Genomic DNA, 20,600 nt, shown 5'->3' on the forward strand with positions numbered 1-20,600 from the left:
AGTTTTTTGGTTCTTTTTTTCAAAAAAGAACGAGGACTTCCCCCGATCAGACGTCCCCTCTACGCGGCGTGCTTGCGGAGTCGCTTCGGGTCCTTCGTAAGGGCAATCACCGCTTCGACTTCGGCCGACCAGAGAAACTGGTCGACCACGGTGACGGCGACGAGCGCATATCCCGCCTCGCGCAGCCGGGTGGCGTCTTTTTCGAGCGCACGGGGATTACAACTCACATAGACCACATCCCGCACGCCGGAACGGGCGATCTCTTCGATCTGGCGCGGCGCGCCCGCATGAGGGGGGTCCAGCACCACGACGCGGGCGGCGGTGAGTCCACCTGCCAGAAGCGGCTGGCGGACGAGATCGCGCCGCTCCGCTTCGAGCCGATGTCCCGTCCGCGCGCGCTGGAGCGCGGCGACCGCTTCCGACACGCCTTCATAGGCGGAAACGCGCCCGCATGTGCTCAGCGGGCCGGTCAGCGTGCCACATCCCGCATAAAGCTCGACGATCATGTCCTTGCGGTTGAGCGGCGGCAGGGCGCTTAGGACCGCATCGACGATGGCGCTTTCGCCCTGGCGCGTCGCCTGAAGAAAAATACCCGGCGGCGGCGCTACGGTCAGCGGCCCGAAACTCTGCCGCACGGGCTTCAGTTGCGCGACCGTCTCGACGATTCCGGGCTGGCCGGATTTTTGCCAGGAGATGCGTGGAACGTCATGCGCGGCGGCGAAATCCGCCAGCTTGGCGCGGTCGCTGGCCGTCAGATCCTGCCCGGTGCCCAGAACGATATCCGCTCCGCTGTCAAGCAGATTGATCTGGAGCGTCGCTTCTCCCGTCACCGCCCCCAGACTGCCCAGAACGCGCCGCAACGGCTCAAGCAGCGCCGTCAATGTGGGGTCGGCGACGTGGCAAAGGGTCATGTCCACTGGCGGCCCGTTGCGCCGATGCAGCCCGATCACCATGCCGCCCGGCACCCGCGCGACGGCAAGATCGAGGCGGCGGCGCGTCATGGGAGGCGTCTGCACGGCTGTCGGCTCAGGCTGGACGATGAAGCCCGCATTCCGCAATGCAGCCTGAATCCGGGCGGTCTTCCAGTCGAGCATGGTGTCGAGACGCATCATCTGCAACGAACAACCGCCGCACGGGCCGAAGAGCGGGCAGGGAGGCGCGACGCGGGCGGGCGACGCCGCGAGAATGTCGACAATCTCGGGCGAGCCGTTCGGGGTGAGGGCAACACGCACCGTTTCACCCGGCAAAGCGCCGGGGACGAAAACGCTCCGCCCATCCAACAGGGCAATGCCATCGCCGCTCGTTCCGAGTCCGGTGATCGTCACGTCACAAACGTGCCGCTCCTGCTGGAAAAGCGCCACGTCCGGCTGGTCAGGCCTCGCCACGATGTTGCACCGGCCCCTGACGCTCGCCGTCCGCCTGCCGGACGGGGGAGCGGCGGGGCAGGAGCATGAAGGCGGGCGTCTCGCTGCCGAAACCTGTCGGGGGGGTGTGCGGATCGAATTCGACAACGGGCGTGACGGAGGCCGTGGCCTTGCCGGTTTCGCCGCGTGCGTGATTCCGCTGCGGTTCGTCGCGCCGCCGCGCGTCCGCGCGACCGTTTTCCCGGCGATCCGGTTCGCGGCGACCAGAGTCCCGGCGATCAGACTCCCGCGCGTCACGGGGCCGGCCCGCTCCACGCCGCTCGCCCCGTTTGTGGTCCCGACGCGGCGGCGCGGCATCCGGGTCGGCCCAAGGCAGGGTCTCGATGCCGTCGATCACAGGCTGCGGGATCGGCTTGCCGATCAGTGTCTCGATCGCGTCCAGCAGGGGCTTCTGGTAAGGCGTCGCCAGGCTGTAGGCATGGCCCGTCTTTCCCGCGCGGCCCGTGCGTCCGATGCGATGGACATAATCCTCGGCATGGAAGGGCAGATCGAAATTGAAGACATGCGACAATCCGCTGATGTCGATTCCTCGCGCGGCAACATCGGAACAGACGAGAATCTTCAGTTCGCCCGCCTTGAAGCGCTCCAGCGTCTTCGTGCGGACCGATTGCGGCAGGTCGCCATGGAGATGTCCGGCGGCGAAGTGATGCTTGTGCAGCGATTTGTAGAGCACGTCCACGTCACGCTTGCGGTTGCAGAACACGATGGCGTTCTGCACGTCCTCATGGCGCAGCAATTTTCGCAAGGCGCGCCGCTTGTCGTCCTCGTCGACGACGAGCAGCCCCGATTCGATGGTCGTCGCGACGGAGGCGGAACGGGTGACGGTGATTTCTTCCGGTTCGGACAGGAAGCGATCCGCAAGTCGCCGGATCTCCGGCGCCATGGTCGCGGAGAAGAACAGCGTCTGGCGCTCGCGCGGCAGCAGGCTGACGATCCGTTCAATATCCGGGATGAAGCCCATGTCGAGCATCCGGTCCGCTTCGTCGATCACCAGAAGCCGCGTCTGGTTCAGCAGAAGGCCGCCGCGATCGAAGAGATCGATAAGGCGTCCCGGCGTGGCGATCAGCACGTCGACGCCCTGATTCAGCACGGCGCGCTGATCGGCCATGCTCTCGCCGCCGATCAGCAGGGCATGGTTGAGGCGCAGGTATTTGCCGTAGGCGGTGAAATTCTCGGCCACCTGAAGCGCGAGTTCGCGGGTCGGTTCGAGAATCAGCGAGCGCGGCATCCGCGCGCGGGCGCGCGATCCGGCCAGACGCTCGAGCATGGGCAGGGTGAAGGACGCGGTCTTGCCCGTTCCGGTCTGCGCCACGCCCAGCACGTCGCGTCCTTGCAGCACGACGGGGATCGCCGCGGCCTGAATCGGCGTCGGGTGAAGATACCCTTTCTCGTCGATGGCGCGCATGACCGGCTCGGACAGGCCGAGCTGCGCGAAAAGCGGCTGATCGTCCGTGACGGATGCCTCGACCGGCGGAAGGAACGCCTCCTCTGACGGCGTCACGGTGGTTTCGGGGGGCTCTTGCACCGCGTGCGTCACAGTCTCCGGCACCGGATCGGACCGGCGCGAACGTGTCCGGCGGCGCGCGACGACGGGCTTGGGCTGATCTTCGACCTGCGGCGTCTCGACGGGGGCAACCGCCGTGCTCTCCGTCTTGCGTGGCCGGCCGCGGCGGACCGGCGTCTCGACGGTTTCGACCGACGGCTTCGCCGAGGCTTTCGACGGCCTGCCGCGGCGCGCGGGCCCGGTCTCCGTCTTCGCCGTCGTCTCCGTGCTCACCGTCTCCGCAGTCACGGGCGACGGCGCGGCGACGACCTTGCGCGGGCGTCCCCTGCCACGCTTGACCGGCTCCGGAGCCTCGACGGACACGCTTTTCTGCACCTTGGCCTCCCGCGCCTTGGCGGCGGGTTTCGCTTTGGCGACGGCGACAGGAGCGGTTGCGGCCGCCTGACGGCCACGCCGGGGGGGCTTGGCGACCGCCTCGGACGGTGCGACATCCTCGACAGCCGCCTTGCGACGTCGGGACACGGGCGGTTTTGCAGTCGTCTTGCGCACGCGCGGGAGACGGGAAGGGCGCGCGGCTTCGGATGTCTTGGGATTCAAACTGCTCTCGGCTATTCTGGTCAGGACGACTCGTTGTCAAATCAAAACCGACACATGCCATGCAGGATCATGCACGCGCCGGGCTCCGCCGTGCGTTATCCTCATCCCGCCAATAAAGCAAGTTTTACGACAGAATCCTGCCGGTTCCGATGCTGCGTCAGGCACCCGCGAGCGACGCGCAGAGCGTCGTGAGGATTCCGAGCGCGACCATATAGACGATGCGCGTGCGGATCGTGGCGAAGGTCGCGGCCTGCGGGCGGATGGCGCGCCGCGCCGTGCGCAGCGGTCCGCGCACGATGCTGACGAAAAGCGCCGCCATGATCACGCCGAGCGCCTGCATCGCATTGATCGGCCAGGCGAGATGGGCGAATCCGCCAAGATGCAGGACGAGCCCCCAGCCGCTGAGGAGCGACACCGGAACGATATGCATGAGCGCCCGGCAATAGCGCGAATAGATCTGGAGCAGAACGGTCTGGCGTTGAGCGCCGTCCAGCAGCGCCGTGCCGGAGCGCGCCACGAGCACGGCATTCAATCCGCCGCCGACCCAATAGGCCATGCAGAGAAGATGCAGTGCAAGCAAGAGGCTCCATAGAATCGGCTGGATCACGAAAAGCTCCCGGCGAGGCTGGTCGGCATGAACGGATGCGTTTCTCCGTCGTTCCCATCGTCAACGCAATAGGGTTCCATGTTGGCGGCGCGATTTCCTGGACGCGCCTTCAGGAGAAATGACCATGACCGCCGAGTCCCTGCTCCTGCTGACTCCCAAGGAGTGCGGCGCGCTCGATCGTCGGGCTTCGGCCGAAATTTCCGTCCGCGATCTGATGGAGCGGGCGGGCTGGAGCGTGGCCCGGGCGGTACGGCGTCGGTGGCGGCCCTGCCGGGCGCTGGTGCTCTGCGGCCCCGGCAATAACGGGGGAGACGGCTATGTCGCCGCGCGCCATCTCGCGGCCTTCGGCTTCGCCGTGCGGGTCGCGCCGCTCGCCCCGCCACGGGAGGGAAGTGACGCCGCATGGGCCGCGCGGGAATGGCGCGGGCCGCTCGCGCCCTTCACGCCGGACGAGGTGCGCCGGGCCGATCTGGTGATCGACGGGTTGTTCGGCGCGGGGCTGGACCGGGCGCCGGACGAGCGGATCGTCGCCATGCTGAATGCGGCGCGGGACCTCGTTGCGATCGACATGCTGACCGGCATCGACGGCGCGACAGGCGCGGTGCTGGCCGAACTGCCCGTGGCGGCATTGACCGTGACCTTCGTGCGCTTCAAGCCGGGGCACTTCCTTCTTCCCGGCCATGAGCATCTCGGAGAACTGGTCTGCGCGGATATCGGCATGCCGGACCCGCTCGTCGCCGCCGTCGGGAGCCGCCTCTGGCACAACGCGCCCGGTCTCTGGACCGTCCCCGGCATGACCGTGGAGAGCCATAAATACAGCCGGGGCGTGGTCAGCCTGTGCGGAGGCGCCGCGATGCCTGGCGCGGCGCGTCTGGCCGCGGCGGGCGCACGGGCGTCGGGGGCGGGGCTGGTGCGGATCAACGCGGGCGACTCGGCGGCGCTCTATCGCCTCGGCGCGCCCGGGCTGGTGGTGGATTCGGAGCCGCTGGCGGCGCTGATGGAGGACGAGCGACGCAAGGTCTGGGTCTGCGGGCCGGGGCTCGAACCCGACGAGGTCGCCGCTGCCCTTCCCGTGCTGCTGGGGGCGAACAGGACGGTGCTGGCCGATGCGGGCGCGCTGACATGGGGAGCGGCGGATCTCAGCCGCCTGCGTGGCGTCGCGGCCGTCACGCCGCATCTCGGAGAATTTACTCGCCTCTTCGGTGCGCCGGGGAGGGATCGCGTCGCGGCGGCGCGGGAGGCGGCGGCGCGGATCGAGGCCGTCGTGGTGCTCAAGGGACCGGACACCATCATCGCCGCGCCGGACGGACGTGCCGCCATCAATACCCATGCCGGCCCGGCGCTCGCGACGGCGGGGTCCGGCGATACGCTGGCCGGCGTGATCGCCACCCTGCTGGCGGCCGGGATGCCGGTCTGGGAGGCGTGCTGCGGGGGCGTGTGGATTCATGGCGAGGCCGGGCTGCGCGCCGGCGACTGGCCGATTGCCGAGGATTTCGACCGCCATCTGGGCGCGGCCCGCGCGGAGGCCGTCCGGCGCTGCCGGAGGCCGCTGCGTGACGGCGTGCCGACACGGCTTGTTAACCGAAGCGAGTTCATGTAAAGCCGCCCGCTTGATGGCCCGGTCACATGGGGCAGACGCGGCGCGCGGGCGTGGTGGAACTGGTAGACACGCCAGATTTAGGTTCTGGTGGCGCAAGTCGTGGGGGTTCAAGTCCCTCCGCCCGTACCACGCGTCGCCGCTCCCTGTCCGGGCCTTCCCTGAACGGTCCTCAAGGGAGCGGACGGGGGGCTTCAGTCTTTACCACCTGTCCGGGCCCAGGTCCCTCCCCGCATATGAACGCGAAGGCCGGGGAAACGACACCCGGACACAACCCGATCAAAGAGGATCGCCTGGCAGATGCAGGTTCAGCAAACCCATTCCGAAGGTCTCAAGCGCGGCTTCACCGTCACCGTGCCGGCTGGCGACCTCGAGGCGCGGCGCGCCGCCCGTCTCGCCGAGCTGGGGCGGACCGTCAACCTGCCCGGCTTCCGTCCCGGCAAGGTGCCGGTGTCGGTCGTCAGGCAGCGCTACGGCGCGGCCGTCGAGGGCGAGGTGATGGAGCAGACGGTCAATGAATCGACCAGCAGGCTGCTCGAGGAGCAGAAGCTGCGCCCGGCCACCCAGCCGCGCGTCGAGCTCGTCTCCGGCGCGGAAGGCAAGGGTGATCTGGAATTCAAGGTCGATCTCGAAATCCTGCCGGAAATCACCCTGCCGGACCTGACTGGCCTCAAGCTGACCCGCCTGACCGCGAAGCCGGAAGAGGCGACGATCGAGAAATCCCTCGGCGAGCTGGCCAAGCGCCAGCGCACCTTCGAGGATGTCGCGGAGGAGCGTCCCGCGGCGACGGGAGATGTGCTGAATGTCGATTTCGTCGGCAAGCTGGACGGTGTTCCGTTCGACGGCGGCACGGCGCAGGACGTGAATGTCGAGATCGGCGGCGACGGCTTCATCCCCGGTTTCGCCGAGCAGCTCGAAGGCATGAAGCCCGGTGAGGAAAAAATCATCGCCGTGACCTTTCCCGAGGATTACGGCGCGAAGGAACTGGCGGGCAAGGACGTGACCTTCGACATCAAGGCGAACGCCCTGAAGAAGGCTGTTGAGCCCGCCCTCGACGACGAGTTGGCGAAGACGATCGGCTTCGAGGGGATCGAACAGGTGCGCGACCTGATCACGAAGCAGGTCGAGGGCGAATATGCCCAGCTTTCCCGCCTGCGCATCAAGCGCGATCTGCTGGACATCCTGGCGGACCGGACCGATTTCGACGCGCCGCCGAGCATGGTCGAGGCGGAATTCGGCCAGATTTGGGCGCGCGTCGAGCAGGACCGCGCCAATGGCGAGATCGACGAGGAGGACGCCGGCAAGGACGAGGACACGCTGAAGGCGGATTATCGCAAGATCGCCGAGCGGCGCGTGAAGCTGGGCCTGCTCCTCGCCGAGATCGGCCGCGTCAAGGAGATCGCCGTGTCCAGGGAGGACATGATGCAGGCCATGCGTCAGGAGGCCCTGCGCTATCCGGGGCAGGAGCGCGCGGTGTTCGAGTTCTTCACGAAAAATCCGCAGGCGGCGGAGACGTTGCGCGGGCCGATCCTTGAAAACAAGGTGGTGGATTACCTCATTGAACTGGCGGACGTGACCGAGAAGGACGTGACGCCCGAGGAACTGGCCGAGATTCCGCCCGCCGATCTCTGATCGGCCGCTGAAGAGACGAATTCCCGCGCGGCAGTTTTGACGATTGCCGCGCGGACGTTCATGCTGGCCATGCCAAGCTGGGTTATGCCCGGGCGGATCACTCGCCCGGGTCTTTTGAAGGACGGAAACGGCCATGAGGGATCGCGATCCCGTTGAGATTTTCGACAACGCGCTGGTGCCGATGGTGGTCGAGCAGACTTCCCGCGGCGAGCGCGCTTTCGACATCTATTCGCGTCTGTTGCAGGAGCGGATCATCTTCCTGACCGGCCCGGTCTACGATCAGGTCGCGGCTCTGCTCTCGGCCCAGCTTCTCTATCTGGAGAGCGTCAATCCGTCGAAGGAAATCTCCTTCTACATCAACAGCCCCGGCGGCGTCGTTTCCGCGGGTCTCGCGATCTACGACACGATGCAGTATATCCGCAGCCCCGTCAGTACGGTCTGCATCGGTCAGGCGGCGTCCATGGGTTCGCTCCTGCTCGCCGGCGGCGAGAAGGGGCGGCGCTACAGCCTGCCGAACGCGCGCATCATGGTGCATCAGCCCTCCGGCGGCGCGCAGGGTCAGGCGTCCGACATCGAGATTCAGGCCCGCGAGATCCTGCTGGTTCGTCAGCGCCTGAACGAGATCTATCGCGAGCATACCGGCCAGAGCCTGGAGGAGATCGAGCGCAAGCTGGAGCGCGACAGCTATCTTTCGGCGGAGGAAGCGCTGGCCTTCGGTCTGATCGACGAGGTCGTCGCCCGCCGCTCCGTCAACCCCTCGGAACAGGTCTGAGGCGGCGGACGGGGGATCGAAGCCACTCGGGAACGCCATTCTGGGCTTGCCGAGGCTTCCGCCCTCGGCTTAGTGTTTTGAATCCCCCGTCCTATGGGCGCGTTTGCCGGGCGGGGTCTCCCTCAGGGGAGGAGGAGTGGTGATGAACAGCAAATCCGGCGACCCCAAGAACACCTTGTACTGCTCGTTCTGCGGCAAGTCCCAGCACGAGGTGCGCAAGCTCATCGCCGGCCCCACCGTTTTCATCTGCGACGAATGCGTCGAACTCTGCATGGACATCATCCGTGAGGAGCACAAGACCCATCTCGTGAAATCCCGCGACGGCGTGCCGACTCCGCGGGAAATCTGCAAGGTGCTGGACGATTATGTGATCGGCCAGTTCGAGGCGAAGAAGGCCCTCTCGGTCGCCGTGCACAACCATTACAAGCGTCTGGCCCACGCGCAGAAGAACAACGACGTCGAGATCGCCAAGTCGAACATCCTGCTGATCGGGCCGACCGGCTCGGGCAAGACGCTGCTGGCCCAGACGCTTGCGCGGATTCTGGACGTGCCGTTCACCATGGCGGACGCGACCACGCTGACCGAGGCGGGCTATGTCGGCGAGGATGTGGAGAACATCATCCTCAAGCTGCTCCAGGCCGCCGACTACAATGTCGAGCGGGCACAGCGCGGCATCGTCTATATCGACGAGATCGACAAGATTTCGCGCAAGTCGGACAATCCCTCGATCACGCGCGACGTCAGCGGCGAGGGCGTGCAGCAGGCCCTGCTCAAGCTGATGGAAGGCACGGTCGCTTCCGTTCCGCCCCAGGGCGGTCGGAAGCATCCGCAGCAGGAGTTCCTGCAGGTCGATACGACCAACATGCTGTTCATCTGCGGCGGCGCCTTCGCCGGGCTGGACAAGATCATCAGTTCGCGCGGCAAGGGCTCCGGCATTGGCTTCGGGGCGGATGTGCGCGATCCGGAGGCGCGGCGCCTCGGCGCGGTGCTCCAGGGCGTCGAGCCGGAGGATCTGCTGAAATTCGGGCTGATTCCCGAGTTCATCGGCCGTCTTCCCGTCATCGCCACCCTCGGCGATCTGGACGAGGCGGCGCTGATCGAGATACTGACCAAGCCCAAGAACGCGCTGGTCAAGCAGTATCAGCGGCTGTTCCAGATGGAGGGCGTCCAGCTCAACTTCACCGACGACGCGCTGGTGCAGATCGCGCAGCGCGCCATCGCCCGCAAGACGGGCGCGCGCGGCCTGCGCTCGATCATGGAGAACATTCTGCTCGGGACCATGTTCGAGCTTCCCGGCCTCGACGGCGTCGAGGAAGTCGTGATCAACAGGGACGTCGCGGAGAACAAGGCGAATCCGGTCTATGTCTATGGCCAGGGCAACACCCAGCCCGCGGAACAATCGGCCTGAACCGCTCTTGTGATTGGCGCTTGCCGGCATCACATCGGGATTGAAGAAACCTCGTACGAACAACGGGGTCGCGGGAAGCGAAACGCCGGATCGGGTTTCGTTTCCTTGATCGTCCTTGGGGAGATCGCAGAGAATGAGTGAATCGAACAACAAGAGCGGCACGGGTCGGCGGAAGACGGCGAGCCCGCCCGCCATGCCGGTCGACCGCATTGCGGTTCTTCCGCTGCGGGATATCGTCGTTTTCCCGCATATGATCGTGCCGCTTTTCGTCGGGCGCGAGAAATCCGTCCGCGCGCTGGAAGCGGTCACGCGGGAGGACAAGCAGATCCTGCTCGTCGCGCAGAAGAACGCCTCGCAGGATGACCCCTCGCCCGACGATATCTATCGCTACGGGACGGTGTCCACCATTTTGCAGTTGCTGAAGCTGCCGGACGGCACGGTCAAGGTGCTGGTCGAAGGGTCCCGCCGCGCGCGGATTCTGGCCTTCCACGATGTTGACGGCCATTTCGAGGCCGAGATCGAGGACGTGGCCGACGAGGGCGCCGCGGATAACGAAGCGGAGGCGCTCGGGCGCACCGCGATCTCGCAGTTCGAGCATTATATCAAGCTGAACAAGAAGATCGCGCCCGAGGTGATGGTCTCGCTGAACCAGATCGAGGAGCCTTCGAAGCTCGCCGATACGATCGCCAGCCATCTCAACATGAAGATCTCCGAGAAGCAGGCGCTGCTCGAAACGGCGTCGGTGCCGAAGCGGATCGAGAAGGTCTTCGCCCATATGGAGCAGGAGATCGGCGTTCTTCAGGTCGAGAAGCGCATCCGCAACCGCGTGAAGCGGCAGATGGAGAAGACCCAGCGCGAATACTACCTCAACGAGCAGCTCAAGGCGATTCAGAAGGAACTCGGCGAGGGTGAGGACGGGCGCGACGAGACCGCCGAGATCGAGGACAAGATCAAGTCCACCAAGCTGAGCCGGGAAGCGCGCGAGAAGGCGACCGCCGAGTTGCGCAAGCTGCGCGGCATGAGCCCGATGTCCGCGGAATCCACGGTGGTCCGCAATTATCTCGACTGGCTGCTGTCGATTCCCTGGAAGAAGCGGTCGAAGATTTCCCGCGATTTCAACGCCGCGGAGCAAGTCCTCGAATCCGAGCATTACGGGCTGGACAAGGTCAAGGAACGCATCCTGGAATATCTCGCCGTCCAGACGCGCGCGCAGAAGGTCAAGGGGCCAATCCTCTGCCTCGTCGGGCCGCCGGGTGTCGGCAAGACCTCGCTGGCGCGCTCCATCGCCAAGGCGACGGGGCGGAATTACGTCCGCATCTCGCTGGGCGGGGTGCATGACGAATCCGAGATCCGGGGCCATCGCCGCACCTATATCGGCTCCATGCCGGGCAAGATCGTGCAGGCAATGAAGAAGGCGAAGACCTCCAACCCGCTGATTCTGCTGGACGAGGTCGACAAGGTCGGCTCGGACTGGCGCGGAGATCCGTCCTCCGCCCTGCTGGAGGTTCTCGACCCGGAGCAGAACGCATCCTTCGTCGATCATTATCTCGAGGTGGATTACGATCTGTCGGACGTGATGTTCGTCACGACGGCGAACAGCCTCAACATGCCCCAGCCCTTGCTGGACCGCATGGAGGTCATCCGTCTCTCGGGCTATACCGAGGACGAGAAGGTGGAGATCGCCCGGCGTCACCTCGTGGGCAAGCAGGCCGAGGCGCACAACCTCAAGCCGCATGAATGGTCGATCGCCGAGGACGCGTTGCGCGACCTGATCCGCTATTACACGCGCGAGGCGGGCGTCCGTAATCTCGAACGCGAGATCGCCAAGGTGGCGCGCAAGGTCGTGAAGGAACTCGTGACCTCCTCGCTGGAAACCGTGGCGGTGACGGCGGAGAATCTTGAAAAATACGCGGGAATCCGCCGCTTCCGTCATGGCGAGACCGAGACGGAAGACATGGTGGGCGTGGTCAACGGGCTCGCATGGACCGAGGTCGGCGGCGAATTGCTGACGATCGAGAGCGTGATGGTGCCCGGCAAGGGCGGCATCAAGCATACGGGCAAGCTCGGCGACGTGATGCAGGAGAGCGTCTCGGCGGCGCTGTCCTATGTGCGCTCGCGGGCGATCACCTTCGGCATCAAGCCGTCGCTCTTCGAGAAGCGCGACATCCATGTTCACGTTCCCGAGGGCGCGACGCCCAAGGACGGACCGTCCGCGGGGGTGGCGATGGCGACGAGCATCGTCAGCGTCATGACCGGCATTCCGATCCGGCGTGACATCGCCATGACGGGGGAGATCACCCTGCGTGGGCGCGTGCTGGAGATCGGCGGGCTGAAAGAGAAACTGCTGGCGGCGACGCGGGCCGGAATCGCGACTGTCTTCATTCCGAAGGACAATGAGAAGGACTTGCCCGAAGTGCCGGAAAATGTCCGCTCGGCGTTGAAGATCGTGCCGGTCTCGCATGTGGATCAGGTGCTGGCCGGGGCATTGATCCGCCCGCCGGAGGCCATCGCCTGGGAGGATGACGACGCCCCCATCGCCACGCCGTCCACCCTCGAAAAAGGCGCTCAACTCCCACATTGAGGGGTGTTCCCGGAGAAGTGCCGTTCGCGCGCATCTCCGGGAGTTGACGCGATTGCGTTACGCTCGGATATTACCGCCCACTCAGGGTCGCAGACTCCAATCCAGGTCGGCTCCCGCTGAAATCTGAAAGGCGAACGATGGAAAAGCCCCTCAACAAACAGGAACTCGTCGCGGCTGTGGCCGACGCGGCGGATCTGACCAAGACCCAGGCGGGCGAGGCGGTGGACGCCGTGTTCAGCACGATCGAGAAGACGCTGGCCGGCAAGCAGGAAGTGCGCCTCATCGGCTTCGGCACCTTCGCGATCGCAACCCGCAAGGCCACGACGGGCCGCAATCCCCGCACGGGCGAGGAGATCAAGATTCCGGCTTCCACCTCCGTCCGTTTCAAGCCCGGCAAGAGCCTGAAAGACGCGGTGTCCTGAACCGGCGGGATGGCGGGGATGATGTCCCTGTCATCCTCCAGCTGTTATCCGTTACAGGGGCGATTAGCTCAGCGGTAGAGCGTCTCGTTTACACCGAGAGGGTCGGCGGTTCGATCCCGTCATCGCCCACCATGCATATGATCGACCTGTCATGACGCCCTGGCGGCTCGAACTTCATGATACGCTGGAATCGACCTCCGATTTCTGTCGCGCGCGCGCCGAGCAGGGAGAAGAGGACGGTCTGGCCGTTCTGGCCCGACGACAGACGAAAGGCCGCGGCACGCGCGGCCGCAACTGGGACGATCCCGGCGGCAATCTGGCGCTGTCCTTTCTGCTGCGTCCCGACTCCCTCCTGCCGCTGCTGACCGCGCTGCCCTTTCTCGTGGCCGTCGCGGCGTTCGACGCCATTTCGCCCGCTCTGCGCGATTCCCGCGCGCTGAGCATCAAATGGCCGAACGATCTGCTGCTCAACGGCGCCAAGACAGCGGGTATTCTCATCGAGAGCGGCGGCGGCGCGCAGCCATGGATCGTCGTCGGGCTGGGCGTGAACATCCGTCGCGCGCCGGAAATTCCGGGACGCAGGACCACCTGCCTCGCCGAGGGAAGCGACACGCCGCCGGATGTCGTCACGCTCGCGCAGGACGTGCTCGCCGAGGTCGCGCGGCTTCGCGCGGTGTTCGAGGCCGGCGGATTCGATCCTGTCCGCGCGCTCTGGCTGGAGCGGGCCCATCCGCTTGGCACCCCCCTTGCGGTGAGGGGGCTCGATCACTATCATGAGGGTTTGTTCAACGGTCTGGATGGGGACGGAAGGCTGCTCCTGAGGACTGCCGGCGGCAAGGATCTCCGTCTGATGACGGGAGACGTGCTGCTTACAGGGTAAGGGACGGTTCGTGCTTCTCGTCGTTGATGCTGGCAACACCAATATCGTGTTTGCCGTCCATGACGGCACGGTCTGGCGTGGAATGTGGCGCATTTCGACCGTCGTCGAACGCACGTCCGACGAATATGCCTCCTGGCTGCTGGGTCTGATGGAGCGCAGCGGCGTCGATCACGCCGCCATCTCCCGCGTCATCATCGGGACCGTCGTTCCGGCTGCGCTGTACGATCTGCGCAGGTTCTGCCGCGAATGGCTCAAGCTCGAACCGCTGATCGCGAATGCGAGCCTGGACTGGGGCCATCCCGTACGGGTCGAGACGCCGCCCTCGGAGATCGGCGTGGACCGGCGGCTGAACGCCCTGGCCGCCCAGCTTTTCTATGGCGGCCCGCTGGTTATCGTCGATTTCGGCACCGCCACCACGTTCGACGTGGTGGACGAGGAGGGCGCCTATTGCGGCGGCGCCATCGCGCCGGGGATCAATCTTTCGCTGGAAGCGCTTCACCGGGCGGCCGCGCGTCTGCCGCGGATCAGCGTCGGCCGTCCTTTCGCCGCGATCGGGCGCAACACGCCCGAAGCCATGCGCTCCGGCCTGTTCTGGGGCTATGTCGGACTGATCGAGGGCATCGTCTCGCGCATCGCGCTTGAGATGGGCATCCCTCTGAAAATCATCGCCACGGGCGGGCTCGCGCCCCTGTTCTCCGAAGGGACGGATCTCTTCGATCACGTCGTGCCGGAACTCACGCTCGACGGATTACGCCTTCTCGCGGACCGCAACGCGGCCTGCCTGCCGGATTCCGCGTCGGCCACGGCCGATGCACGGTTCAACACCACATAATGGTCATTACAAAAAAGGAAAGAAAATGACGGAAAAAAGGGGCGGTCTGGCCTTTCTGCCTTTGGGCGGAACGGGCGAGATCGGCATGAATCTCAACCTCTACTGTCTGGACGGCACCTGGCTCGCCGTGGATTGCGGCATCGGATTCTCCGGTAACGACACGCCCGAGGCCGAAGTGCTGATGCCGGACCCGGCCTTCATCGTCGAGCATGCGAAATCGCTCTGCGGGCTGGTCATCACCCATGCGCATGAGGATCATCTCGGCGCGGTCGCCCATCTCTGGCCCCAGCTGCGTTGCCCGATCTACGCCTCGCCCTTCGCCGCCGCCGTGTTGCGGCGCAAGCTGGGGGAGGCGCATCTGCTGAGCCAGGTGCCGATCCATACCATTCACGGCGACGAGCCGTTCCGGGTCGGCGTGTTCGATCTGCGGTTCGTTCCCGTGACCCATTCCGTGCCGGAGGCGAAGGCGCTCGTCCTGCGCACGCCGTACGGAACGGTCGTGCACACGGGCGACTGGAAGCTCGACCGCGAGCCCGTCGTCGGCCCGCTGACCGATCTGGAGACCTTCCGCGCCCTGGGTGAGGAAGGCGTGCTCGCCATGGTGTGCGACAGCACGAACGTGCTGAAGGGCGGCGAATCCGGCACGGAAGGCTCGGTGCGCGACAGTCTGGCGACGTTGATCCGTTCGCTGCACGGGCGCGTCGCCATCACCTGCTTCGCCAGCAACGTGGCGCGCGTGGACTCGATCGCCCGCGCCGCGCGTGGCGCGGGGCGCGAGGTGATGATCGTCGGGCGTTCCTTGCGGAATCTCGAGGTCGCGGCGCGGGAATGCGGCTATCTCGCCGATATTCCGCCGTTCCTGACCGAGCAGGACGCCAATTCGGTCTCCGACGACCGCGTCCTGATGATCATCACGGGCAGCCAGGGCGAGCCGCGCTCGGCGCTCTCCCGCATCGCCTCGGACGCGCATCCGAACATCTCGCTCGGCGAGGGCGACACGGTGATCTATTCGTCCCGCATGATCCCCGGCAACGAGCAGGCCATCATGGCGGTGCAGGACAATCTGACCCGCCGGGGCGTGACGGTGCTGACGGACAAGGACCATCTCGTCCATGTCTCCGGTCACGCCACGAGCGACGATCTGCGCACGCTTTACGGGCTGGTGAAGCCGAAATACTCCATCCCGACCCATGGCGAATGGCGGCATCTGACCGCTCACGCCGCGCTGGCGAAGGAACTGGGCGTCGAATCGGTTCTGCTCGAGGATGGCGATCTGCTCAACATCGCGCCCGGCGGGCTGGAGGTGGTGGACACGGCGCCGACCGGGCGTCTGGCGCTCGATGGCGGCCGCCTGCTGCCGATGACCGGCGGCGTTCTGGCGGCGCGGCGCAAGATGCTGTTCAACGGCATGGTGCTGGCGAGCTTCGCGGTGGATGAGGAGGGCTTCATCATCGGCGAGCCGAAGATCAGCGCGCCCGGGCTGCTGGAAACGGATGATCCGGAGAGCATCCGCATCTCGGAGGAATTCGCCGATGCGATCGACGCGATCCCCGACGAGTTGCGCCAGGAGGACGCCCTGTTCCGCGACGCCGCCAAGACGGCGCTCCGCCGGGCGCTGGGACGCAAGTTGCAGAAGCGCCCGCTCGTGGATGTGCATGTTCTCCGGGTCTGACGGCCCGCCTCCCGTAATCGTACCTGTTGTCGTATACCTGTCCCAACGGCCGCCTCCGTCCCGGCGGCCGGTCAGAAGAGGCTGAAATTTCATGCGCCTGTCCCGCGCTTTCCAACCGACCCTGAAGGAAGTGCCCTCGGAGGCACAGATCGCCTCGCACCGGCTGATGCTGCGCGCCGGGCTGATCCGCCAGACCGCGGCGGGGATCTATGCCTGGCTGCCCGCGGGTTTGCGCGTGCTGCGGAACATCGCGCGCATCGTGCGCGAGGAGCAGGACGCGATCGGCGCGCAGGAAGTGCTGATGCCGACCATCCAGTCCGCCGATCTCTGGCGCCGCTCGGGCCGCTACGACGCCTACGGCCCAGAGATGCTGCGCCTGAAGGACCGGCATGAGCGCGAGTTGCTCTACGGGCCGACCAACGAGGAGATGATCACCGATCTGTTCGGCGGCGCGGTCAAGTCCTATCGGGAATTGCCGCAGGTGCTCTACCAGATCCAATGGAAATTCCGCGACGAGGTGCGTCCCCGGTTCGGCGTGATGCGCGGGCGGGAATTCTTCATGAAGGACGCCTACACTTTCGATGCGGATTACGAGGGCGCGGTCAAATCCTACCGCCGCATGATGCTCGCCTATCTCCGCACCTTCCAGCGTCTCGGCGTGCGCGCCGTGCCGATGGTGGCGGATACCGGGCCGATCGGCGGCAATCTCAGCCATGAATTCCTCATCCTTGCCCCGACGGGGGAAAGCGGCGTGTTCTACGACGCCGCCCTCGAGGAACAGGACTGGCTGTCCGAGCCGGTGGACATTGACGACAGCGCAAGTCTCGCGGCTTTTTTCGACAAGGTGACGCACTTCTACGCCGCGACCGACGAGAAGCACGACGAGGCGGCCTGGGCCGAGGTGCCCGAGGGTCGTCGCCGCGAGGGGCGCGGCATCGAGGTCGGTCATATTTTCTATTTCGGCACGAAATACTCCGAATCCATGGGCATTTCGGTCAGCGGACCCGACGGCGCGCCGCTCTATCCGGAAATGGGCTCGTACGGCATCGGCGTGTCGCGCCTCGTGGGCGCGATCATCGAGGCGAGCCATGACGAGGCCGGATTGATCTGGCCGGACGCCGTCGCGCCGTACAAGGCGGCGATCCTCAATCTCAAGCCGGGCGATTCCGCGACGGATGCGGTCTGCGAGCGGCTGTACGCAGCGGGTGCGGAGATTTTCCTGTATGACGACCGGGCCGAGCGGGCCGGCGTGAAGTTCAACGACGCGGATCTGATGGGGCATCCCTGGCAGATGATCGTCGGCCCGCGCGGCGCGAAGGACGGCACGGTCGAGCTCAAGCGCCGCGCTACCGGCGAGCGCTTCGAACTCTCCGTCGAGGACGCGCTGGCGAAAGTGCTCGGCGCCTGATGTTCGGCCGCTTCGAACGCATGGTCGCCGCGCGCTACCTGCGCGCGCGCAAGGGCGAACGTTTCGCTTCCATCATCGCGCTTTTCTCGCTCGTCGGCATCGCGCTGGGCGTGGCGACTCTCATCATCGTCATGGCGGTGATGAACGGCTTCAAGGCCGATCTGATGAGCCGCATCCTCGGGCTGAACGGTGACCTGACCATCTTCGGCTCGGGCAGCCTGATCACGAATTATCAGGATGATCTCGTCGCCATCCGCCAGGTCAAGGGCGTCACCAGGGCGATGGCGATGGCCGAGGGCACGGTGCTGATCAGCGCGGGGCCCTATTCCACCGGCGGGCTGCTGCGCGGTCTCAGCACGGAGGATCTGAAACGGTTCAGCGCCGTGTCCGATCATTTCATCGCGGGCAGCGTCGCCGCCTTCGAGGGCGACGACACGGTGGCCATCGGTTCGACCATGGCCGCGAGGGCCGGGCTCTCGGTGGGAGATCGGATCACGCTGATGTCGCCCAACGGGCGCGCCACGCCTTTCGGCACCATGCCGCGCATCCGCGCCTATCGCGTCGGCGGAATCTTCGACGCCGGGGTGAACGATTATGACAGTTCCGTCGTGCTGATGCCCCTGGGCGCGGCGCAGAAATTCCTGATGATGCCCGGGGCGGTCTCGCTGATCCAGGTGACGACGACCGACCCGATGAGCGTGCGTCCCGTCACCCGTGCGATCGCGGAGCGGCTCGACGATCCGCGCCTGCGGGTCATGGACTGGGCGCAGAGCAACAACGCCTTCCTCGGCGCGGTGACGGTGGAGCAGAACGTGCTCTTCCTCATCCTTTCCCTCATCATCCTCGTGGCGGCCTTCAACGTCATTTCCTCCCTCATCATGATGGTAAAGGACAAGGCCGCCGACATCGCCGTGTTGCGCACGCTGGGCGCGAGCCGGGGGTCGATCATGCGGATCTTCCTGATGTGCGGCTCCTTCGTCGGCGTGGTCGGCACGGTGACGGGGACGGTGATCGGCGTCGTGTTCTGCCTCAATCTCGAACGTATCCGGCAGATCATCCAGCGCGTGACCGGGGTGAATCCCTTCGATCCCACGGTCTATTATCTCGAACGCCTGCCCTACAGGCTCGTCTGGTCGCAGGTTCTGGAGGTGGTGCTGATGGCGCTCGTCCTCTCTTTGCTCGCCACGCTCTACCCCTCCTGGCGCGCGGCGCGGACGGACCCGATCGAGGCGTTGCGCCATGAATGATGAAGCCGTTCTCTCCCTCAGGAGGTTGGTCCGCCGTTTCCGGTCGGGCGACGAGATCGTGACCATTCTCGACGGTGCGGGGCTCGAACTGCGCGCCGGGGAGATCGTGGCGCTGGTCGCGCCCAGCGGGACCGGAAAATCGACCCTGCTGCATCTCGCGGGGCTGCTCGAAGCGCCGGAGAGCGGCGAAATTCTCGTCGGCGGCCGGTCCGCGGGCCGGATGGGCGACAGGGGCCGGACGGAAATCCGCCGTGACGAGGTGGGGTTCGTCTATCAGTTCCATCACCTCCTCGCGGAATTCACCGCGCGGGAGAACGTCATGATGCCGCAGCTGATCGCGGGCGTCGGACGCAGGGAGGCGGCCGAACGGGCCGACGGACTTCTCCGGCGCTTCGGCCTCGGGCACCGCCTGAACGCGCTGCCGGGCAAGATGTCCGGCGGGGAGAAGCAGCGCGCCGCCATCGCGCGCGCGCTCGCCAATCGCCCCCATGTCCTGCTTGCGGACGAACCCACGGGCAATCTCGACATGCACACATCCGGAATCGTGTTCGAGGAATTGCTGCGCGTCGTGCGCGAAGACGGCGTCGCCGCGCTGATCGCGACCCATAACGAGGCGCTCGCCGCCCGGATGGACCGGCGCGTCACGCTGCGCGACGGGGTCGTCATCGCGCTTTGACGCCTTCGCCCGCTTCTACCCGATCTCGTCCTCGTCGAGCAGGAACTGATCGGCCTCCTCGTCGAAATCGAAGAGTTCCGCATAACGCGCCCAGTTGACCGCCGTCTGGAGCGTCTGCTGGGCGTAGGCAGGCGACATGCAGGCTTCGAGCTCCTTCCGGAAGCGGTCCGTGCTCACCGCGTGAGTCGGCCGTTCGTCCAGCACGGTGCGGATCATGCGGATCAGCGGAATGGCGTGGAGCAGCGCGGTCCGCATGGATTCGCGCCGTTGCTCATGCTCCGCCTCGACGAAATGGCCGCCATCCTCCGTCAGCAGGATGTCGCCATCCTCCAGCTCGGCGAAACCGAGCAGTTGCAGCGATTCCCCGATGGGAAACAGATCGTCCAGCGCCATTTGCAGACGCTCCGCCAGCATCGGCAGGTCTGCCCGCCCGTCCAGCGGCGCGGCGGCCAGCGTCTCCATCAGCCCGACCATCACGTTGATCTGCAAGGGCGGCAGCACGATGGCGAGCGGATTGGGCGCGGGCGCCGAGAGCCCGGCCTCCTCGTCCGCCTCGGACACCAGCGGCGCCCGGCGCGTCATCAGCGTGTAGATCTGGTCCACGAAAGCGCGGAACTCGGCGTCGTCGCGGTTGCGCGGATGGTCGAACGGCACGCGCAATTCATAGGAGATCCGGCCGGGATTGGAGGAAAAGAGCAGGATGCGGTCGCACATCAGCACCGCTTCCTCGATATTATGCGTGACCAGCATCATCGACTGGATCGGCAATTTATGTTCCGACCAGAGTTCGATCAGATCCGTCCGCAAATTCTCCGCCGTCAGGTGATCGAGTTCGGCAAAGGGCTCGTCCATCAGCAACAGATTCGGCTTGAGCGCGAGCGCCCGGGCGAGTCCGGTGCGCTGCTGCATCGCGCCCGAGAGCTCCTTGGGGTAGGCGTTCTCGTAGCCGGACAGGCCGATCAGATCGACGATCCAATCCGTCCGCTCCTGACGGACCCCGCGCGGCAGACGCTGCGCCTCCAGCCCGAGCGAGATGTTCTGCTCGACCGTCAGCCAGGGAAAGAGCGCGAAGGACTGGAAGACGAGCCCGATCTCCGGCGTCGGCGCGTGCAGGGGACGTCCCTGCCAGATCACCTCGCCGCCGGTGGGTTTCAGCAATCCGGAGGCGATCCGCAGCAGCGTCGATTTTCCCGAGCCCGCCCGCCCGACGAGGCCGACGATCTCCCCCGGCTCGATGCTGAAGCTGACATCATCCAGCACTGCGAGTTCCGCGCTGCTGTCCTTGGTGTAGATCTGGCTGCAACCGCGAATGGAAAGGAGGGGATGGGGCATGGACGCGCC

General features: G+C 65.9%; 16 protein-coding genes and 2 tRNA genes. 14 read left to right on the forward strand and 4 right to left on the reverse strand.

Going from position 1 to position 20,600, the window contains the following annotated elements; all coding sequences use genetic code 11:
* Positions 1 to 59 precede the first annotated feature (59 nt).
* From EDC31_RS00175 to EDC31_RS00185, 3 genes are all read right to left on the reverse strand, one after another.
* Positions 60 to 1,385 carry a class I SAM-dependent RNA methyltransferase gene (locus tag EDC31_RS00175; RefSeq protein WP_239641675.1) on the reverse strand — a complete coding sequence of 442 codons (1,326 nt, stop codon included), beginning with the start codon at positions 1,383 to 1,385 and terminating at the stop codon, positions 60 to 62.
* The gene (locus EDC31_RS00180; RefSeq protein WP_042059299.1) at positions 1,372 to 3,291 is read right to left on the reverse strand and encodes a DEAD/DEAH box helicase; all 1,920 of its coding nucleotides are present in this window, start codon (positions 3,289 to 3,291) and stop codon (positions 1,372 to 1,374) included. Before EDC31_RS00180 ends, EDC31_RS00175 begins: the two co-directional genes overlap by 14 nt.
* Before the next feature lie 391 nt (positions 3,292 to 3,682).
* Entirely contained in the window at positions 3,683 to 4,132 is a 450-nt protein-coding gene (locus EDC31_RS00185) for a hypothetical protein (RefSeq protein ID WP_132126864.1), read from the reverse strand.
* A 118-nt stretch (positions 4,133 to 4,250) separates the two neighbouring features.
* Here EDC31_RS00185 and EDC31_RS00190 point away from each other — a divergent pair, with 118 nt between their 5' ends.
* From EDC31_RS00190 to EDC31_RS00255, 14 genes are all read left to right on the forward strand, one after another.
* The gene (locus tag EDC31_RS00190; protein ID WP_042059248.1) at positions 4,251 to 5,732 is read left to right on the forward strand and encodes a bifunctional ADP-dependent NAD(P)H-hydrate dehydratase/NAD(P)H-hydrate epimerase; all 1,482 of its coding nucleotides are present in this window, start codon (positions 4,251 to 4,253) and stop codon (positions 5,730 to 5,732) included.
* 44 nt (positions 5,733 to 5,776) lie between these two features.
* Positions 5,777 to 5,861 (forward strand) — tRNA-Leu (locus EDC31_RS00195).
* A gap of 168 nt (positions 5,862 to 6,029) precedes the next feature.
* Positions 6,030 to 7,361: a trigger factor gene (tig, locus tag EDC31_RS00200; RefSeq protein WP_042059245.1), complete on the forward strand. Its 1,332-nt coding sequence runs from the start codon at positions 6,030 to 6,032 to the stop codon at positions 7,359 to 7,361.
* A 133-nt stretch (positions 7,362 to 7,494) separates the two neighbouring features.
* Entirely contained in the window at positions 7,495 to 8,133 is a 639-nt protein-coding gene (locus tag EDC31_RS00205) for an ATP-dependent Clp protease proteolytic subunit (RefSeq protein WP_042059242.1), read from the forward strand.
* 142 nt (positions 8,134 to 8,275) lie between these two features.
* Positions 8,276 to 9,541 carry an ATP-dependent Clp protease ATP-binding subunit ClpX gene (gene clpX, locus EDC31_RS00210; RefSeq protein ID WP_042059240.1) on the forward strand — a complete coding sequence of 422 codons (1,266 nt, stop codon included), beginning with the start codon at positions 8,276 to 8,278 and terminating at the stop codon, positions 9,539 to 9,541.
* A 193-nt stretch (positions 9,542 to 9,734) separates the two neighbouring features.
* Complete coding sequence (gene lon / locus EDC31_RS00215; RefSeq protein WP_239641680.1) at positions 9,735 to 12,122, forward strand: endopeptidase La; 2,388 nt, start codon at positions 9,735 to 9,737, stop codon at positions 12,120 to 12,122.
* Positions 12,123 to 12,259: 137 nt separating this feature from the next.
* Positions 12,260 to 12,544 (forward strand): HU family DNA-binding protein, encoded by a 285-nt coding sequence (locus EDC31_RS00220; RefSeq protein ID WP_042059235.1) that lies wholly within the window; start codon positions 12,260 to 12,262, stop codon positions 12,542 to 12,544.
* Between the two features lie 57 nt (positions 12,545 to 12,601).
* Positions 12,602 to 12,676, forward strand: a tRNA-Val gene (locus tag EDC31_RS00225).
* A 19-nt stretch (positions 12,677 to 12,695) separates the two neighbouring features.
* Positions 12,696 to 13,424 (forward strand): biotin--[acetyl-CoA-carboxylase] ligase, encoded by a 729-nt coding sequence (locus EDC31_RS00230; RefSeq protein WP_042059234.1) that lies wholly within the window; start codon positions 12,696 to 12,698, stop codon positions 13,422 to 13,424.
* A gap of 10 nt (positions 13,425 to 13,434) precedes the next feature.
* Positions 13,435 to 14,256, forward strand: a complete 822-nt coding sequence (locus tag EDC31_RS00235) for a type III pantothenate kinase (protein WP_042059231.1) — start codon at positions 13,435 to 13,437, stop codon at positions 14,254 to 14,256.
* Between the two features lie 25 nt (positions 14,257 to 14,281).
* The gene (locus EDC31_RS00240; RefSeq protein WP_042059229.1) at positions 14,282 to 15,928 is read left to right on the forward strand and encodes a ribonuclease J; all 1,647 of its coding nucleotides are present in this window, start codon (positions 14,282 to 14,284) and stop codon (positions 15,926 to 15,928) included.
* A 91-nt stretch (positions 15,929 to 16,019) separates the two neighbouring features.
* The gene (gene proS, locus EDC31_RS00245) at positions 16,020 to 17,336 is read left to right on the forward strand and encodes a proline--tRNA ligase (RefSeq protein WP_042059226.1); all 1,317 of its coding nucleotides are present in this window, start codon (positions 16,020 to 16,022) and stop codon (positions 17,334 to 17,336) included.
* Entirely contained in the window at positions 17,336 to 18,583 is a 1,248-nt protein-coding gene (locus EDC31_RS00250) for a lipoprotein-releasing ABC transporter permease subunit (protein WP_042059224.1), read from the forward strand. Before proS ends, EDC31_RS00250 begins: the two co-directional genes overlap by 1 nt.
* Positions 18,576 to 19,259: an ABC transporter ATP-binding protein gene (locus EDC31_RS00255; RefSeq protein ID WP_042059222.1), complete on the forward strand. Its 684-nt coding sequence runs from the start codon at positions 18,576 to 18,578 to the stop codon at positions 19,257 to 19,259. Before EDC31_RS00250 ends, EDC31_RS00255 begins: the two co-directional genes overlap by 8 nt.
* A 15-nt stretch (positions 19,260 to 19,274) precedes the next feature.
* On the opposite strand, the gene EDC31_RS00260 is transcribed toward EDC31_RS00255, so the two are convergent.
* On the reverse strand, positions 19,275 to 20,591 hold the full coding sequence (locus EDC31_RS00260; protein ID WP_042059219.1) for an ABC transporter ATP-binding protein: 1,317 nt from the start codon (positions 20,589 to 20,591) through the stop codon (positions 19,275 to 19,277).
* Positions 20,592 to 20,600: the final 9 nt, after the last annotated feature.

The organism is Acidomonas methanolica, from assembly GCF_004346035.1.
GTDB lineage: Bacteria > Pseudomonadota > Alphaproteobacteria > Acetobacterales > Acetobacteraceae > Acidomonas > Acidomonas methanolica.

Bases quoted from the DNA above. Each gene is read 5' to 3' on its own strand.
- EDC31_RS00220 (WP_042059235.1), top strand. From the start codon at position 12,260: ATGGAAAAGCCCCTCAACAAACAGGAACTCGTCGCGGCTGTGGCCGAC.
- EDC31_RS00255 (WP_042059222.1), top strand. From the start codon at position 18,576: ATGAATGATGAAGCCGTTCTCTCCCTCAGGAGGTTGGTCCGCCGTTTC.
- proS (WP_042059226.1), top strand. From the start codon at position 16,020: ATGCGCCTGTCCCGCGCTTTCCAACCGACCCTGAAGGAAGTGCCCTCG.
- EDC31_RS00205 (WP_042059242.1), top strand. From the start codon at position 7,495: ATGAGGGATCGCGATCCCGTTGAGATTTTCGACAACGCGCTGGTGCCG.
- lon (WP_239641680.1), top strand. From the start codon at position 9,735: ATGCCGGTCGACCGCATTGCGGTTCTTCCGCTGCGGGATATCGTCGTT.
- EDC31_RS00190 (WP_042059248.1), top strand. From the start codon at position 4,251: ATGACCATGACCGCCGAGTCCCTGCTCCTGCTGACTCCCAAGGAGTGC.
- clpX (WP_042059240.1), top strand. From the start codon at position 8,276: ATGAACAGCAAATCCGGCGACCCCAAGAACACCTTGTACTGCTCGTTC.
- tig (WP_042059245.1), top strand. From the start codon at position 6,030: ATGCAGGTTCAGCAAACCCATTCCGAAGGTCTCAAGCGCGGCTTCACC.
- EDC31_RS00240 (WP_042059229.1), top strand. From the start codon at position 14,282: ATGACGGAAAAAAGGGGCGGTCTGGCCTTTCTGCCTTTGGGCGGAACG.
- EDC31_RS00230 (WP_042059234.1), top strand. From the start codon at position 12,696: ATGACGCCCTGGCGGCTCGAACTTCATGATACGCTGGAATCGACCTCC.
- EDC31_RS00250 (WP_042059224.1), top strand. From the start codon at position 17,336: ATGTTCGGCCGCTTCGAACGCATGGTCGCCGCGCGCTACCTGCGCGCG.
- EDC31_RS00260 (WP_042059219.1), bottom strand. From the start codon at position 20,591: ATGCCCCATCCCCTCCTTTCCATTCGCGGTTGCAGCCAGATCTACACC.